This window comes from Magnetospirillum sp. ME-1 (genome assembly GCF_002105535.1).
Classification (GTDB): domain Bacteria; phylum Pseudomonadota; class Alphaproteobacteria; order Rhodospirillales; family Magnetospirillaceae; genus Phaeospirillum.
This window is the reverse complement of sequence record NZ_CP015848.1, coordinates 3,366,431-3,382,276: the sequence shown is the minus strand read 5'-3', so window position 1 is coordinate 3,382,276 and position 15,846 is coordinate 3,366,431. Positions and strand designations below refer to the sequence as shown.

Annotated in this window: 17 protein-coding genes and 1 other RNA gene; 9 read left to right on the top strand and 9 right to left on the bottom strand. The window is 65.4% G+C overall.

Going from position 1 to position 15,846, the window contains the following annotated elements; genetic code table 11:
* Positions 1 to 82: 82 nt before the first annotated feature.
* Positions 83 to 877 (top strand): division plane positioning ATPase MipZ, encoded by a 795-nt coding sequence (locus tag WV31_RS15970; RefSeq protein ID WP_085374500.1) that lies wholly within the window; start codon positions 83 to 85, stop codon positions 875 to 877.
* Between the two features lie 51 nt (positions 878 to 928).
* Here the strand turns inward: WV31_RS15970 and dksA are convergent, their stop codons facing one another.
* On the bottom strand, positions 929 to 1,345 hold the full coding sequence (dksA, locus tag WV31_RS15965; protein ID WP_068431936.1) for an RNA polymerase-binding protein DksA: 417 nt from the start codon (positions 1,343 to 1,345) through the stop codon (positions 929 to 931).
* Between the two features lie 128 nt (positions 1,346 to 1,473).
* Entirely contained in the window at positions 1,474 to 1,905 is a 432-nt protein-coding gene (locus tag WV31_RS15960; protein ID WP_085374499.1) for a flagellar assembly protein FliX, read from the bottom strand.
* 238 nt (positions 1,906 to 2,143) lie between these two features.
* On the opposite strand from WV31_RS15960, the gene WV31_RS15955 reads away from it, so the two are divergent.
* From WV31_RS15955 to WV31_RS15935, 5 genes are read left to right on the top strand one after another with little or no spacing between them, the layout of a single operon-like run.
* Positions 2,144 to 3,319 carry a flagellar basal body P-ring protein FlgI gene (locus tag WV31_RS15955; protein ID WP_085374498.1) on the top strand — a complete coding sequence of 392 codons (1,176 nt, stop codon included), beginning with the start codon at positions 2,144 to 2,146 and terminating at the stop codon, positions 3,317 to 3,319.
* On the top strand, positions 3,319 to 3,642 hold the full coding sequence (locus tag WV31_RS15950; RefSeq protein ID WP_085374497.1) for a rod-binding protein: 324 nt from the start codon (positions 3,319 to 3,321) through the stop codon (positions 3,640 to 3,642). Before WV31_RS15955 ends, WV31_RS15950 begins: the two co-directional genes overlap by 1 nt.
* A 1-nt stretch (position 3,643) precedes the next feature.
* Positions 3,644 to 4,144, top strand: a complete 501-nt coding sequence (locus tag WV31_RS15945; RefSeq protein ID WP_085374496.1) for a flagellar protein FlgN — start codon at positions 3,644 to 3,646, stop codon at positions 4,142 to 4,144.
* A 27-nt stretch (positions 4,145 to 4,171) separates the two neighbouring features.
* Positions 4,172 to 6,748 carry a flagellar hook-associated protein FlgK gene (flgK, locus tag WV31_RS15940; RefSeq protein WP_085374495.1) on the top strand — a complete coding sequence of 859 codons (2,577 nt, stop codon included), beginning with the start codon at positions 4,172 to 4,174 and terminating at the stop codon, positions 6,746 to 6,748.
* A gap of 12 nt (positions 6,749 to 6,760) precedes the next feature.
* Positions 6,761 to 8,899: a flagellin gene (locus WV31_RS15935; protein WP_085374494.1), complete on the top strand. Its 2,139-nt coding sequence runs from the start codon at positions 6,761 to 6,763 to the stop codon at positions 8,897 to 8,899.
* A 25-nt stretch (positions 8,900 to 8,924) separates the two neighbouring features.
* Here WV31_RS15935 and WV31_RS15930 read toward each other — a convergent pair whose 3' ends face one another.
* From WV31_RS15930 to WV31_RS15900, 7 genes are all read right to left on the bottom strand, one after another.
* Entirely contained in the window at positions 8,925 to 9,356 is a 432-nt protein-coding gene (locus WV31_RS15930) for a flagellar biosynthesis repressor FlbT (protein WP_085374493.1), read from the bottom strand.
* 112 nt (positions 9,357 to 9,468) lie between these two features.
* A complete protein-coding gene (locus WV31_RS15925; protein ID WP_085374492.1) occupies positions 9,469 to 10,071 on the bottom strand; it encodes a 2-hydroxychromene-2-carboxylate isomerase in 603 nt (200 codons plus the stop codon).
* Positions 10,072 to 10,080: 9 nt separating this feature from the next.
* Complete coding sequence (locus WV31_RS15920; RefSeq protein ID WP_085374491.1) at positions 10,081 to 10,749, bottom strand: SDR family oxidoreductase; 669 nt, start codon at positions 10,747 to 10,749, stop codon at positions 10,081 to 10,083.
* A gap of 139 nt (positions 10,750 to 10,888) precedes the next feature.
* The gene (locus WV31_RS15915; protein WP_085375609.1) at positions 10,889 to 11,263 is read right to left on the bottom strand and encodes a RidA family protein; all 375 of its coding nucleotides are present in this window, start codon (positions 11,261 to 11,263) and stop codon (positions 10,889 to 10,891) included.
* A 55-nt stretch (positions 11,264 to 11,318) separates the two neighbouring features.
* A complete protein-coding gene (locus tag WV31_RS15910; RefSeq protein WP_085374490.1) occupies positions 11,319 to 11,663 on the bottom strand; it encodes a DUF1491 family protein in 345 nt (114 codons plus the stop codon).
* On the bottom strand, positions 11,660 to 12,832 hold the full coding sequence (locus WV31_RS15905) for a cyclic nucleotide-gated ion channel (RefSeq protein WP_085374489.1): 1,173 nt from the start codon (positions 12,830 to 12,832) through the stop codon (positions 11,660 to 11,662). The genes WV31_RS15910 and WV31_RS15905 overlap by 4 nt, the downstream gene beginning before the upstream one ends.
* Before the next feature lie 84 nt (positions 12,833 to 12,916).
* Entirely contained in the window at positions 12,917 to 13,909 is a 993-nt protein-coding gene (locus tag WV31_RS15900; RefSeq protein WP_237051324.1) for an endonuclease/exonuclease/phosphatase family protein, read from the bottom strand.
* Between the two features lie 136 nt (positions 13,910 to 14,045).
* Here WV31_RS15900 and WV31_RS15895 point away from each other — a divergent pair, with 136 nt between their 5' ends.
* The 3 genes from WV31_RS15895 (at position 14,046) to rnpB (ending at position 15,753) form a co-directional block, all read left to right on the top strand.
* Entirely contained in the window at positions 14,046 to 14,501 is a 456-nt protein-coding gene (locus WV31_RS15895) for a bacteriohemerythrin (RefSeq protein WP_085374487.1), read from the top strand.
* A complete protein-coding gene (locus tag WV31_RS15890; protein ID WP_085374486.1) occupies positions 14,498 to 15,229 on the top strand; it encodes a protein phosphatase CheZ in 732 nt (243 codons plus the stop codon). The genes WV31_RS15895 and WV31_RS15890 overlap by 4 nt, the downstream gene beginning before the upstream one ends.
* Positions 15,230 to 15,352: 123 nt before the next feature.
* Positions 15,353 to 15,753, top strand: an RNA gene (gene rnpB / locus WV31_RS15885) — RNase P RNA component class A.
* Positions 15,754 to 15,846 lie beyond the last annotated feature (93 nt).

Sequence of the window (15,846 nt, the reverse complement as noted above, 5' to 3'; positions counted from 1 at the left end):
CGGCGGTGCCGGATTTGCCGTGACGCGCCAGGATGAGATCCCTCCTCCCGATGGTCGTCGGGATGACATTGAGAGAGAAGCCATGAGCAAGAAAGCCCACGTCATCGTCGTCGGCAACGAGAAGGGCGGCACCGGCAAGTCCACCATCTCCATGCACCTGATCGTCAGCCTGCTGGACCGGGGCCTGTCGGTGGGCAGCATCGACATCGACGCCCGCCAGGCCACCCTGTCGCGCTATATCGGCAACCGCGCGGCGCGGGCCGACCGGAACGAACTGGGCCTGCCCATCCCCGAGCATATGGCCATTCCCCCCACCGGCGACGGGGCGGCCGATTGCGCCCGGCTGGACGAGGTGTTCCGGGACTACGCCGCCCGCCACGACGTGGTGGTGATCGACACGCCGGGCAGCGACCACCCCATGTCGCGCCTGGGTCATTCCTTCGCCGACACCCTGGTGACGCCCTTGAACGATTCCCTGGTGGATCTGGACGTGCTGGCCCTGGTGGAGCCGGGCAGCATGAAGATCCGCCGCCCCAGCCATTACGCCGAAATGGTGTGGGAGACCAAGAAGACCCGCGCCCTGCGCGGCGAAAAGGCGGTGGTCGACTGGATCGTGCTGAGAAACCGCCTGTCCAACCTGGACGCGCGCAACAAGCGCGACATGGAAAAGCTGCTGGCCGAGTTGTCCAAGCGCGTCGGCTTTCGCGTCATTCCCGGCCTGGGCGAGCGGGTGATCTACCGCTCCATGTTCCTCGAAGGCCTGACCCTGATCGATTTGAAGAAGAAGATCATGGGCTTCGAGTTCAACATGAGCCACGTGGCCGCCCGGCAGGAACTGCGCACCTTGGTGGACGCCATCGGGGTGGGCGGCCCATGAAAAACCCCGCCGGAGTGGCGGGGCCTTTCTGACCGGCAATCCAGAACGGGCTCAGTCTTCCCGATGGGTGCGCTCCAGCCGCTCGTGGCGCTCCTGCGCCTCGATGGACAGGGTGGCGATGGGACGCGCTTCCAGACGGCGGATGGAGATGGGCTCGCCCGTCTCCTCGCAATAGCCGTAGGAGCCGTCCGAAACCCGGCCGATGGCGGCGTCGATCTTGGAGATCAGCTTGCGCTCGCGGTCGCGGGTGCGCAGTTCCAGGGCGCGGTCAGCCTCGGCCGAGGCGCGGTCGGCGATGTCGGGCTCCTGCATGCCGCCTTCCTGCAGATGCTGCAGGGTCTCGTCGGATTCGCGCAGGAGTTCGGCCCGCCACCGCAGCAGCTTCTGACGGAAATACTCCTTCATGGTGTCGTTCATGAAGGGCTCGTCCTCGGACGGAACATAGTCCGGCGGCAACGTGACGTTCATAAGGGTCCCTCGAATCCTGCTCGGGGTTCAAGTCGCAGCGCAATATATGGATCGAGGCGCACCCCCGCAAGCGCCGTCTTGCATCACAGCACGCCCGGGGCGGGTAAATTCGTTTCGTGAGGGAAAAATCAGCCGCGCGGCGACAGCTTGGCCAGCTCGACCTCGACGCGCAGCTCGATCTCGTCGAGGATGGCGGCCAGGCGCGGGTCGGCGCAATTCTCGCGGCGCATGCGTACGTTCTGGGCCAGGTTCATCATGCGGCTGGTGGGAATCTCGCCCATCAGCAGGCCGTGGCGCAGTTCCTCGAGACCGTCCAGCAATTCCTCGCCGCGGCGGACCAGACGGCGCCGGGCTTCACGCTCGACGGAATTGTCCACCTGCTGCACCACCAGAAGGGCGTCGATGCCGGTGATGCCCACCGGCGCCTCGACGGCATGCGCCTCCTCCATCGAATCCATGGATTCGATGAGAGCCTTCTTGAACTCGCCCTTGGCGCCTGCACTTTCGGACTTCTTGGTGCCGGAGACGGCACCCTTGGAGCCCACGCCTGAAATCTTCATGCCCTGATTCTACCCGGTTGGGCCGGACTGCGACAGGCGTTATTTCGCCAGAGCCGGCGCTTCGGGTCAACTGGGCAGGTTTTGCCGGGCAGGAGGGCCGGAACTGCCCGGCCAAAACCGCTCCCCGCCCGCAGGAGAAACAGGCAGAACGTTGTTATTCCTCATTATTTCTTTTGGCACGGGTTTCGCAAGAGCATGCCTGCCAGACCCATGTTCCGTCTGCTGGGATGAGACCGTCATGAAAAGCAATGCCCGCCGAGCCCTTTTCGCCGCCGAACCGATCCGCGCCCTGCTGCTGGCCGCCTCGCTGCTGGCCGCGACGCTGGGCATGATGCCGGCCGAAGCCTTCGGGGCGTCCCGTATCAAGGACATCGCCGATTTCGAAGGCGTGCGCGACAACATGCTGGTGGGCTACGGCCTGGTGGTCGGCCTGAACGGCACGGGCGATTCGCTCACCAACGCGCCGTTCACCAAGGAAAGCCTGACCGGCATGCTGGAGCGGCTCGGCGTCAACATCCGCGACAAGACCGGCGCCATCACCTCGGTCAGCCCCAAGAACGTGGCGGCCGTGATGGTCACCGCCGTGCTGCCGCCCTTCGCCCGCCAGGGCACCCGCATCGACACCAACGTCTCGGCCATGGGCGACGCCAAGGATCTGCGCGGCGGCACCCTTCTGGTCACCCCGCTGATCGGCGCCGACGGCGAGGTCTACGCCGTGGGCCAGGGTCAGGTGGCGACCGGCGGCTTCACCGCCTCGGGCGCGTCGGGCTCGTCGGTCACCAAGGGCGTGCCCACCGCCGGACGCATCGCCAACGGCGCCATCGTCGAGCGCGAGCTGCCCTTCGAGATGTCGCACCTGGAATCGGTCAAGGTGTCGCTTCGCAATCCCGACTTCACCACCTCGCGCCGCATCGCCCAGGCGGTCAATTCCTACCTGGGCGGCGACATGGCGCGCCCCGTCGATCCCGGCACGGTGCAGATCACCGTCCCCCCCGGCTATCGCGGCAACGTGGTCGGCCTGCTCACCGACGTCGAGCAATTGCGCGTCGAGCCCGACCAGATGGCCCGCGTGGTGATCGACGAGGTTTCCGGCACCATCGTCATGGGCGAGAACGTGCGCATCAGCACGGTGGCCATCGCCCAGGGCCAGCTGACCATCCGCATCACCGAGACGCCGCAGGTGTCGCAGCCGTCCCCCTTCTCCGAGACCGGCACCACCACCACCGTGCAGCGCACCGACATCCAGGTGGACGAGGGCGCCGGCAACAAGCTGGCCGTGGTCGCCCACCGCGTCACCCTGCAGGAGCTGGTCGAGGGCCTGAACAGCCTCGGCATCGGCCCGCGCGACCTGATCACCATTCTTCAGGCCATCAAGGCGGCGGGCGCGCTGCAGGCCGAGCTGGAGGTGCTGTGATGAGCATTCTTCCCTCCATGGCGGCCACGCCCTACACCGACACCGGCATGCCCGGCGTCAGGATGCCCAAGGCCGGCGCCACCGACACGGCGCGCGCCGCCAAGGCCGGCCGCCAGTTCGAGGCCATGTACATGAGCCAGATGCTCACCCACATGTTCGAGGGCATCAAGACCGACGGCGTCTTCGGCGGCGGCAGCGGCGAACAGATGTTCCGGTCCCTGCTGATCGACGAATACGGCAAGATGATCGCCAACAAGGGCAATGGCATCGGGATCGGCGCCGCCGTCCAGAAAATGCTGCTGAGCCACCAGGAGGTGCAGTGACATGACCGACGACCGCGACATCCACGACCACGACCTTCTCGACGACGACGAGCTGCGGGCCGCCCAGGCCGAGGCCGAGCTGTTCTGGTATGACGACCTGCTGTTCGCCTGCACCAATCTGTGCGACCTGCTCGACATCGAGAACGACGCCCTGCTCTCCCACGACCCCGAGACGGTGCGTCTGCTGGCCGACAACAAGGCGGCGCTGGCCCGGCTCTATGAACAGTCGGTCCAGCCCCTGATGGACGAACCCGACCTGGCCCGCCTGCTGGACGACGACCGCCGCGAGATGCTGGTGGCCGTCGGCACGCGGCTCAACGAACTGGTGGAGACCAACGCCCGGCGCCTCAAGGCCGAGATGGAAGCCTACCAGCGGGTCATGGACATCATGGTCGACGCAGCCAAGAAGAACGTCACCAGCACCACCGCCTACGGACGGGCGGGCATCTTCGACGCCTCCGCCGGCACCGGCGGCTCGCTGTCCTTCAACAAGGCCCTTTAACGCCTCACCAGGCGGGGAAGAGAAATCATGTCGCTGACCCTCGGACTCAATTCGGCGCTTTCCGGACTTCTGACCAATCAGAAGGGCCTGGACGTCATTTCCCAGAACGTGGTCAACGTCAACACCAAGGGCTATGTCCGCAAGCAGATGACCCCGGAATCCCGGGTGGTCAACGGCATCGGCGCCGGCGTGCAGCAAGGCGCGCTGACCCGCAACGTGGACGAAGGGCTGATGCGCGACATCCGCCGCCAGACCTCGACCCAGGGCGCGCTGGACGTCACCCATACCTATTATCCCCGCCTCGAGGACCTGTTCGGCACGGTGGGCAGCTCCACCTCCATCTCCCACCAGATCCAGCAGATGCAGGCCTCGTTCGAGACCCTGGCCACCCAGGTCAACACCCCGGCCTTCCAGCAGGCGACCGTCCAGACCGCCAAGGACATGACCACCCAGTTCAACGAGATGACCTACCACATGCAGAACCTGCGCCTGGAGGCCGACCGGGCCATCCAGGACACCACGGGGCTGGTCAACAAGCAGCTGGAGGACATCTTCGACCTCAACCAGAAGATCGTCCGCAACAACGCCATCGGCGGCGATATCGGCGACCTGCAGGACAAGCGCGACAACGCGCTGACCACCCTGTCCAAGTACATGGACGTCCAGTATTTCGAACGCGGGGACGGATCGGTCGGCGTCTTCACCAAGACCGGCAAGACCCTGGTGGACAAAGGTCCCGCCACCCTCACCCACGTGGCCACCACCATCACCGATTCCTGGATGACCGCCGCGGGCGGCAACTTCAACAAGCTGACCGTCAGCACCAGCGACTCCACCGATATCGGCGAAGACATCAATGACGGCCAGCTGCGCGCCCTGCTCGACCTGCGCGACACCGTCATCCCCAACCTTCAGGCCCAGATGGACGAGGTGGCCGCCAAGCTGAAGGACACCGTCAACCAGGTCCATAACCGCGGCACCATCTTCCCCACCCAGAATTCCAAGATGGTCGGCACCCGCCAGCTGGTGGACCCCAACAATCCGACGCTGAACGGATCGAACCCCCAGCGCATCTGGTTTTCCGGCAACGACGACACCACCATCGCCCTGTTCGACACCGACGGCAATCAGGTGGCCTCGACCACCATCCGCACCATCATGAGCAGCACCAGCTATACCGACGCCGCCGGCGGCGCCACCGCGCTGGACATGTCCGATTCCGCCTCCACGCCGGGCGTCAAGATGACCGACGTGGCGGCCAAGATCCAAAGCTGGATGCGCCAGCAGAGCTATCAGGGCAACGTGATGAGTTCGGCCAGCGCCTCCATCGACACCGGCACCCTGGTGCTCGACACCGGCGTGCCGGCGGTGTCGCTGGCCTTCCGCGACCAGAAGGCCACCGCCGCCGGGTCGGCCACCACCGATGCCCGCATCAATTTCGACGTGGACGGCGACAACAAGGCCGACAAGCAGGTGGCGGGCTTCGCCAACTTCTTCGGCCTGAACGACTTCTTCACCGCCAAGGTGCCCAATTCCATCGTCGATTCCGACGTGGTGTCCAAGGACTTCACCCTGTCGACGGCGCGCAGCTTCACCCTGCTGGACCCCACCGGCAAGATCGGCAACACCATCGCCATGTCGGCCGGCTCGTCGCTGTACGACATCGCCAAGAAGATCAACGCCCAGACCCAGACCAACGAATCCGCCACCCTGTCCACCTCGACCCTGACCACCACCTCGTCGACCAGCCTGTCCTTCACCGACAGCAACGGCACGGTGACCCAGATCTCGCTGGCGGCGGGGGCCATGTCGCTGAAGGACATCGCCGACGCCATCAACGCGCAGAACACCTCGGCCCGGGCGGCGGCCGTGCAGGAAGGCCCCAACGCCTACCGCCTGCGGGTCTGGGACAGCCGCGGCGTTCCGCTGGAAATCAACGTGGTCGGCGGCACCATCGGCACCTCCGACATGAAGTCCTATCTGGGGTTCCAGCAATCCCAGCTGGTGGAAGCCTCGGTGATTCCCGAAGGCTCGGGCTATCGCCTGCGCATCCGCCAGACCTCGGACCGCGAGCTCTATCTGGGCGCCACTCCCGACACCCTGACGCCCGCCGGCAGCTTCATCACCGAGCTGAACATGCATACCGCCTCGACCCGCAAGTCGGGCGTCCTGGAGGTGCGCACCGACATCCAGGGCTCGCCGGCCAAGGTCAGCCGCGGCGCCATGCAGTACAACACGGATCTCGGCAAATATTTCCTGTCCGAGGGCGACAACACCACCGCCCTGGCGCTGGGCGACGCCATGTCGACCAAGACCCAGATGGCGACGGCGGGCAGCCTGTACGCCGGCAGCTACAGCTTCGCCGAGCACGCCGCCGCCTCCATCGCCCAGGTCTCCACCGACGCCGCCCATTCCAAGGACCGGCTGGACTACCAGACCACGCTCGGCCAGGCGCTCAATTCCCAGTACGCCTCCACCAGCGGCGTGAACCTGGACGAAGAGGTCTCCAATATGATCAACTTCCAGCAGGCCTATTCGGCGTCGGCCAAGGTCATCTCGACGCTGCAGGAAATGCTGGATGTCCTCGTCAATATCGTGAAGTAAGGGAGGCCGATCATGACCCGCATCGGCACGCTTGGCGCCAACACCGCCTACGTCAACCGGATCCTCGATATCCAGACCCGGATTCAGTCCGAGCAGATTCAGGTGACCACCAAGCTGAAGTCGCAGTCCTACGACGGCATCGCCTCGGGGGCCAACACGGTCATCAACTTCGAGAACGAACAGGCCATCGCCAAGCGCTTCGTCGACAACAACGACGTGTGGAGCACCAAGCTGGAAGCGGCCACCACCGCCATTTCCGGGGTCAAGAAGACGCTGACCGTCTTCCGCGATTCGCTCATCTCGTTTCGCCAGAACAACCCGAAGAGCGAACTGAACATCAAGAGCATCCAGAAGACCGCCTTCGAGGCGCTGCAGAGCATGCAGGCCGACCTCGCCACCAACGTCAACGGCCAGTACCTGTTCTCGGGCGGCCGGGTAAGCGATGTGCCGGTCCAGATCCCCGCCTCCAGCCTGACCCAGTTCCAGTCCCTGTACGACGGCTCGATCAACACCTTCTCCACCACCCGCAACGCCGACCTCCAGGACCTGTCCATCACCAACCTCGAAGCCACCGCCATGAGCTTCAAGTCGGCCAGCGGCGTGATCATCCCGGCGCGCTCGGACGCCTTCAAATCGGTCTATTCGGGCTCGCGCATCACCGTTTCCGACAGTGCCGTCACGCCCGCCAACAACGGCGACTTCACCATCAAGTCCAAGGCCATGTGCGACGTGGCCGGCAATCCGCTGGCCGAGGGCAGCACCACCACCAACGTCATCAGCTACGGCGCCACCCCCAGCACCATCCTGGACACCGCCACCTCGCAGCTGAACTTCACCTTCGCCGCCGACGGCACCATGAACATGACCGCCGACACGGCCGGCTCGCTGGCCGGACTGACCGTGGGCACCAAGTTCACCATCGGCCCGCAGCTGACCAACGGCGCGGCCACCACCGGCTACGAAGGCGCCTACGAGGTGGTCAGCAACAAGAACGGCGTGGTCAACTTCAAGACCAATTTCGACCCCGCCAAGGAAGAGGCGGTGGCCTCGACCAGTCTCAAGTTCGGCGTCAACGGCGGCGCCCTGGCCAGCCCCGCCACCGCCGGCACCCTCAACTTCACCACCACCGCCTCGGCGGCCACCGGCCAGACCACGGTGACCCTGACGGCGGCCACCGGCGCGACGGTGGACTTCGCCGGCGTCAATATCGGCGACCAGCTGTCGCTGGGCGGCACCAGCAGCCACAACGGCACCTTCACGGTGACCAACGCCACCGCCACCTCGGTGTCCTTCGTGCTCAACCCGGAAGGGGCGCGGGTGTCCCAGCTGCTGCCCCAGACCGGGCGCAGCGACTTCACCATGACGTTCTACGACCCCAACACCGCCACCACGGTGACCCGCAATTCCAACCATTTCGGGTCGCTGGACTTCGCCTCCAGCGGAACTCTGGGCGAGCGCATCACCTCGTCCAACCCCACCGGCTTCAAGGATGACGGCGGCAATCTCTATCCGCCCAACGGCACCATCATCACCATGAAGGGCACCACCGGCGTCAATGACGGCGTCTACAAGGTGGTGGACAATACCGGCGGCTATCTCGAGATCGCCAGCGTCAGCCTGACCAACGAGAATCTCTCGACCAGCACCAAGATCAAGTCCGACAGCTGGTACAAGGGCGACACCCTGCAACTGCAGCATCGCGTCGACAACGACCGCACGGTGGATGTGGGCATCTATGCCTCGGACCCCGCCTTCGAGAAGGCCATCCGGGCGCTGGGCCTGATCGCCCAGGGCCAGTTCGGCACCGCCGGCGGGCTGGAAAATCACCAGGAGCGCATCAGCCAGGCGCTTTACCTGATCAACGACGCCATGGAATCACCGGCGGCCGGCACGCCGCCCTTCGGCGCCGAGAAGGTGGGCGACATCAAGTCGGTGGCCAGCCTGATCGACGGCACCCGCAAGACCATCTCGCTGAAGAACGAGAAGCACAACCAGTTCATCGGCTTCCTGTCCAAGCGGGTGGCCGACATCGCCCAGGTCGACCAGACCGAGGCGGTGACCAAGCTGCTGTCCGACCAGACGGCGCTGGAAGCCAGCTACCAGGCGCTGGCCCAGACCCGCAATCTCAGCTTGCTGACCTATCTGAAGTAAGGCCGTTCGGCCCCGTCGCCGGATTCTAGTCCCCGGCGCCGACGGCGGCGGCTTCCTCGGCGGCGGCGTTCTGCAGCGAGCCGAGCACCTTGGTCTCGTGTTCGAGCAGGTGGCGGGTCGCCTTCAGCGCCTTGTAGTAATGCCCCTCGCCCACCGCCTCGTTGATCTCGTCCTTGATGGAGCCTGCGCTGGGGCAGGCTTCCACGTAGCTGTCGAGATAATGGTTGAACATGCGCAGGTACTCGCCGCGCTTGGTCGGGAAGATATAGGCGCATTGCAGGGCGAAATAGACCCGGGACGCGGGCGTCACGCTGTCGGAATCCGACAGGATCTCCTTCTGACGCAGGATCGAGCAGTCGTTCAGCACCCGCACCTTGGTGTTGGAACTGGCATTTTCCAGCACCGCGCCGTTGATGATGAGCTTCTCGCCCGGCTTCAGATCGATGATAAGCGGCAACGCAACGTACTCCGTTCTTTCAAGGCGGCAACAATGGCACCAAGCACCACCGCAGGCAATCTTGCCCAAGTATGGCTCGACCCGGGGCCGAGACCCTACATCTAAATTTAGGCTACCATCCGCCCTTTTCCAGCCACGCCCTCACCATCCATAAACGGTCGGCGCCCCAAAAGCCTTCGCCGTCCACCAGGAAGAACGGCGAGCCGAACACGCCCTTGGCGATGGCCGCCTCGGTCTCGTCCTTCAGGCGGGCCTTCCATTCGGGGGCCTGGGCGGCGGCGGCCATCTCGTCGGGATCGATGCCCAGCGGCACGCCCAGGGCACAGGCCACCTCCAGGCTGGAGATATTCATGTTCTCGGCGAAATAGGCCAGGTAGACGGCGCGGGCATAGCTCTTGGCCAGGTCCTTGTCCTTGGACTCCAGCCACCAATAGGCCCTGGACGGAGGCAGCGCGGGCACCGGGAAGGGGTCGGGCAGGCGGTAGGGCACATCCATCAGGCGGGCCAGCCGTTCCCAGTCGTGGCGCGAATATTCGCCCTTCAGGGGCTGGCTGACCAGCGGCAGGTTGCCCGACGCCTTGAAGGCCGAGCCGATCATGATCGGCTTCCACGCCACCTCGCGGCCGAAGGGCGCCACCAGCCCGTCCACCTCCTGCGCGGCGAAGAAGCCGTAGGGCGAGGCGAAATCGAAATAGAACTCCACCGGCGCGGCCATGGTACCCTCCTACCAGTTGAGGCGGGAGCCATCGTAATGGATGAAGGCGCCGCTGTCCTCACTGCTCAGCGCATCCACCACCTTGCGCATGCCCGCCACCGCCTCGGCGGCGTCCAGCGGCGCGTTGGGGCCGCCCATGTCGGTGCGCACCCAGCCAGGCGACAGGGCCACGGTAAGAATCCCCTTGGGCGCCAGATCCACCGCCAGCCCCTTGATCACCATGTTCAGCGCCGCCTTGGACGCCCGGTAGGCGTAGGAGCCGCCCGAGGTGTTGTCGGACATGGCGCCCATCTTGGAGGAAACCGCCGCGATGACCTTGCGCCCCGTCATCCGGTCGGCGAAGGCCTCGGCCAGTTTCAGGGGCGCCAGGGTGTTGACCGCCACCGCCTTCATGAAGGCGGCGGGATCGACCGCGCCGAAGTCCTGGTTCTCGCCATAGATGCCGGCGTTGAGCAGCAGGACGTCCAACTCCACCCCGGCCAGCGAGGATTTGAGGCGGGCCACCTGATCGGGAAGGGCCACGTCGCAGACATAGACCTCGCCCCCGGCTTCCGACAGGGCGCGCCCCGCCATGGGATCGCGCACCGTGCCCAGAACCCGCCAGCCGGCGGCGGCGTATTGCCGGGCGAATTCCAGACCCATGCCGCGATTGGCGCCGGTGATCAGGATGGTGGGCATGGTGCGGAGCTCCTTTTCGACAAACCTGTCATCCCGACGCCCTTGGGCGGAGGGATCTCGTCCTGGTCCGAGGTTTCAGAATCGGCACCATCGCTCCAGACGGAGATCCCTCGCATCCGCTCGGGATGACATGCCAAGCTTACGCCTTCAGCGCGGTGACCTCGATCTCCACCTTCATGCGGGGATCGACCAGGCCGCAGACGATGGTGGTGTTGGCCGGGCGGATGCCCTTGAAGGCCTTGCCCAGCACCGGAGCGATCTGCTCGAAGAAGGCGGCCTCGGTGATGTAGGCCTTGACCCGGACCACATCCTTCAGCGACGAGCCGGCCTGTTCCAGCGCACTCGCGATGGTGGCCATGCACTGCTCGGCCTGGGCGACCACGCCATCGGCGATCTGGCCGTCCTTGAAGCCCGAGGTGCCGGAGACGAACACCCAGGGGTCCTGGCGCACGGCACGGGAATAGCCGGCCACGTCCTCGAACGAGGAACCGGAAGAGATCAGCTGACGGGTCATGGAACGGGTCCTTGGATGGAAATTGCGGAAAGAACGCTTCATAGCGTATTTCCGGTCAGCCCGCCAAGATGCGCTCGAGGAAGGGAACACGGCCCTCGCGGTCCTCGACCTCCAGCACCCACAGATCGGAATCGACCTCGCGGCTTTTGCGGATATAGGCATCGGCCTTGTCCTCGGGCACCGGATCGGGGCCGGTGGCGCGCATCCAGGCCGCCTCGCCCGCCCCGTCGCGCACCTGGGTGAACACTTCGCAGCCCAGGGCGCCGCGGTTGAGCTTGATCAGCACCGCCCCGGCATCCTCGTCGCCCTTGGCCACCACGACGGCCGGAATGGCCAGGATGGAACAGCGGCGGATGGCGGCATGCACCCACAGCCTGGCCTTCAGCCTGGGCTCGCTCACGCGTTTTCCTTCTCTTCTTCTTTCTTTTCCACCTGATTGGCCTGGGCCATGCGGGCGCGGGCGGTTTCCCAGATCACTTCCAGCAAAGCGTGGTCGTGGGCGACGAACTTATGGAAGTCCCGCGCGTCGAGGATCAGGAGCTGGCAGCGGCTGACCGCCTTGACCGTGGCGGTGCGCGGGCAGCGCTCGATCAGGGCGATCTCGCCGAAGAAGTCGCCGTTCTTCAAGATGAAGGTCCCGGCCTTGCCCTTGACCTCCACCTGGCCGCTGACGATGAAGTACATGCACTCGCCGGTGTCGCCCTCGCGCATCAGCACCTCGCCCTTGATGGCGCGGGCCAGTTTCAGAAGGCCGGCGATCTCGGCGATCTGGCTGGCCTGCAGGCGCTGGAAGAAGGGCACCTTGGCCACCAGATGCCAGGTGGAGACGAAATTCTGGCGCTTCATCTCCTCCGCGAACCCGGACGCCAGGATCGAGGCCGGCAGCGCGAACATGCACAGGCCCAGCACGGCGACCACGCTGCCCAGCAGCTTGCCCAGGGCCGTGATGGGCACCACGTCGCCGAACCCCACCGTGGTCAGGGTGACGATGGCCCACCACATGGCGGCCGGCACGCTGGCCATGGCCGGGTTGGCGGCGCGCTCGGCGAAGTACAGCATTGTCGAGGCCGAGATGGCCAGGATCAGCATGATGAACAGCGAGGCCAGCAGCGGCCGCATCTCGTGCAGCACCACCACGCCCAGGGTTTCCAGCGCGGGGGAATAGCGCGCCAGCTTCAGGAAGCGGACGATGCCGAACACCGTCTCGCCGTCGTGGGGCAGCAAGGTGGTGGCCTCGCCCACCAGGAACGGCACCACCGCCAGGAAGTCGAAAATCCCATAGGGGGACAGGGCATAGCGCAAGATGGCGGCCAGCCCGGACTCGCCCTCGGCCCGCTGGGAATGGGCCGCCAGCAGCCGGATGACGTAATCGGCAGACAATACGGCCAGAAACAGCCCGTTGACGGCGGTTACCGCGCTCTCGAATCCGACCCAGGCGTCGGGCACGGTGTCGATGATGGCGATGGCGGTGGACAGCACGATGCAGACCACCAGCATCGCCCGGTAGAGAACCACCCGCCGCGTGGGGAACGGCCCCTCGCTCACCAATCCGCAAACCCACCCGATCATGGCGCCTCCCCTCGTCCCGGTCCCACTATAACGGGGCGGCACCGCGGGCGCATCGTCGGAATTTAAACGATTATTGCGAAGTCATCAGGCCCGGGGCGGGGAGAACTCGGCCACCAGCGGGGCGTGGTAGCTGTCGGGGGGCGCGTGGATGGAGGCGGGCGACACCAGCTCGTCGCCCAGAGTCTCGTTGTGAATCTCCGCCCCCAGGTACCAGCCGAGCAAAGACCGCGACACCAGGATGTGGTCCAGCATCACCGGGCGGCCGTGGTGGATCACCGAATAGCGCAGGTTTTCCGGCAAGCTGCGTTCCAGCGGCACCAGCATGCGCATGGCCAGATGGCCGTTGCCGGTATCCTCCTCGTCGCCCTTGATGATGCGAAGCGGACCTTCGCGTTCGGCGGAATTGAAGTCGCCGCACACCACCACCAGGGCATCTGGATCGGACTCGAAGATCTCCTCCACCGCCAGGCGGACCTCCAGCGCCTGACCCGCCTGCTTGATTTCGGCCAGGAAGAAGCCCTCGGCCCAGCCGCCCACCGACAGCCAGCGGCCGAACCGCTCCTTCTGGCCCGGCAGCCAGACGGCGCGCGGCGCCCGTAAATGGACGTTGATCACATGCAACGGCCGCCCGTCGGGCAGGTCCAGCACCGCATGCAGGATGGGGCGGTCCCATTCCACCTTCTGGGCGTCGGGCGGCGCCGGCTCGGCGCGGACCGGGCGATAGGCGCAGGGCGGCACCAGATCGTGCCATATCTGGCGGTGCGAGCGGATGGGCAGGCGCGAGACGATGACCAGATTATGCTTGTCCGAGGGATGAACACCACCGCGGTTCAGGCTGTGCGCCCGGTTCCAGTGCTCGTAGCCGGTGCCGGCCAGCAGGCGGTCCAGCGCGGTGAACAGGCGCGGCCCGCTCTTGGTGGCCGGGTGGGTGTTGACTTCCTGCAGGCACAGGATGTCGGCCCGCAGGCGCAGGAATTGCGGCCGCAGCACCGCCAGCCGGTCCTCGAAATCCATGCCGCCGCCCGGACGCTCGTCCAGGTTCTCGAGATTGAAGGTGGCGATGCGCAATCGGGTCACTGAAAGCCTCCGCAGACGGGAAGTCTACATCAAGCCCGGCCGCCCGGCGAGGGGCGGGCGGACCCGCTTCCAGGCTTGTACCGCCCCGGATGTCCGGTATAGTGGCACGGAGGGGAACGCAGGGGCGGGGGACCCGATGGCATCGATCGCGTGGAGCGAAGCGTTCAGCGTGGGCAATCCGCTGCTGGATTCCGACCATCGCATCCTGATCGACCTGCTGGTCCAGCTTTTCGACGCCACCGACACCGGCCAGAGCCGCGACGTGGTCGGCAGCGTGCTCTCCGCGCTTTCCGAATATGCAGAGCATCATTTTCGCCGCGAAGAAGCTATGATGGCCGCGTCCGGCTTTCCCGGCGTCGAGGCCCACAAGGCCGAACACCGGAAGCTGGAGGCCCATGTCCGCGACGTCTACGCCCGCTACCGGGCCGGCGAACGCGGCGCGCTGAACGAACAGGTTGTGGAATTCCTCAAGAAGTGGTTGACCGAGCACATCCTGGTTACGGATAAATCATACAGGCCGTGGGTCGAGCGGGTGGTTGATGGCGGAGCAAGGCCGCCATCGGTGACATTAGGGGATGCCAAGCAGTCATGACGACCGAGCGCAAATTATTCACGGCCGAGATCAAGCGGCTTCAGGCTCGCGGCGAGGCCGCCCCCAGCGCCTCCTCCTCCGAGGTCCTCAAGGCCATCAACGAGCTTCGCGCCGATATCAAGGGCCTGGAATCCCTGGTCCGCGGCGATGCCCCGCCACCGGTGGCCGCCGCCGTGGTCGATGACGTGCTGCCGCAGAAGGCCGCCGAAGTCTCCATGCTGAAGACCGAGCTGCGCGCCCTGGCCGTCTGCATCGAGCACACCAAGGCGGAAATCGCCGCCCTGCGCCCCAGGGACGCCGACGACGACCGCCTGATGGCCGTCACCTTCGAGCTGGACGCCATCGTGTCGTCCACCGAAAGCGCCACCGAGAACATCCTGGAAGCCGCCGAGAAGATCGAGACCATCGGCAAGGAAATCCGGGCGCATGCCGCCGATTCCTATGTGGGCCGCCTGGTGGAGGACATCAACGACACGGTCAGCACCATCTTCGAGGCCTGCAACTTCCAGGACATTACCGGCCAGCGCATCACCAAGGTGGTCAAGACCCTCAAATACGTCGAGGCCCGCATCAACGCCATGATCGAGATCTGGGGCCCGGAGAACATCTCCGACGTGTCGCCCAAGATTTTCGAGGAGCACAAGGACGATGATTCCAAGCTGCTCAACGGCCCGGCCTTGGAAAACCAGGGAATCTCCCAGGACGAAATCGACAAGCTGTTCGGGTAAATCCCACCAACATAAATATAGCCGCAATAAAGGCCCCCGTAATTCGGGGGCCTTTTCTTTTGAACGTCATTCACACTTCGCGGCACTTGACCTCAGCATTCCAGGCCTTAGAGTGGGGCCGCGTCAGACGGCCGGACGGCCGCCCTTGGGCCTTGGCCCGGGGGAGGAAAGTCCGGGCTCCACGGAAAACACGGTGCCGGATAACGTCCGGCGGGGGCGACCCCAGGGAAAGTGCCACAGAGAGCAAACCGCCCGTTCCCGGACCTCGGTCCGGCAGCAGGTAAGGGTGAAAGGGTGCGGTAAGAGCGCACCGCGCGACCGGCAACGGAAGCGGCACGGTAAACCCCACCGGGAGCAAGACCAAATAGGGACGGCACTGTTCTTCCCCCGGGAAGGACGAAACGCGTTTCCGCGTCGCCGTCCGGGTCGGTCGCGAGAGGCGTCCGGTAACGGGCGTCCCAGATGAATGGCCGTCACCCGCCTTCGGGTGGGGACAGAACCCGGCTTACAGGCCGTCTGACGCCTTTTCCCATAATTTCCCAAACCACCCCTCCGCCCCGATCGGTGGCAATCGGAACGATGTTCATGCTTTGCCCCTGTGAGGGGTTTCACATAGG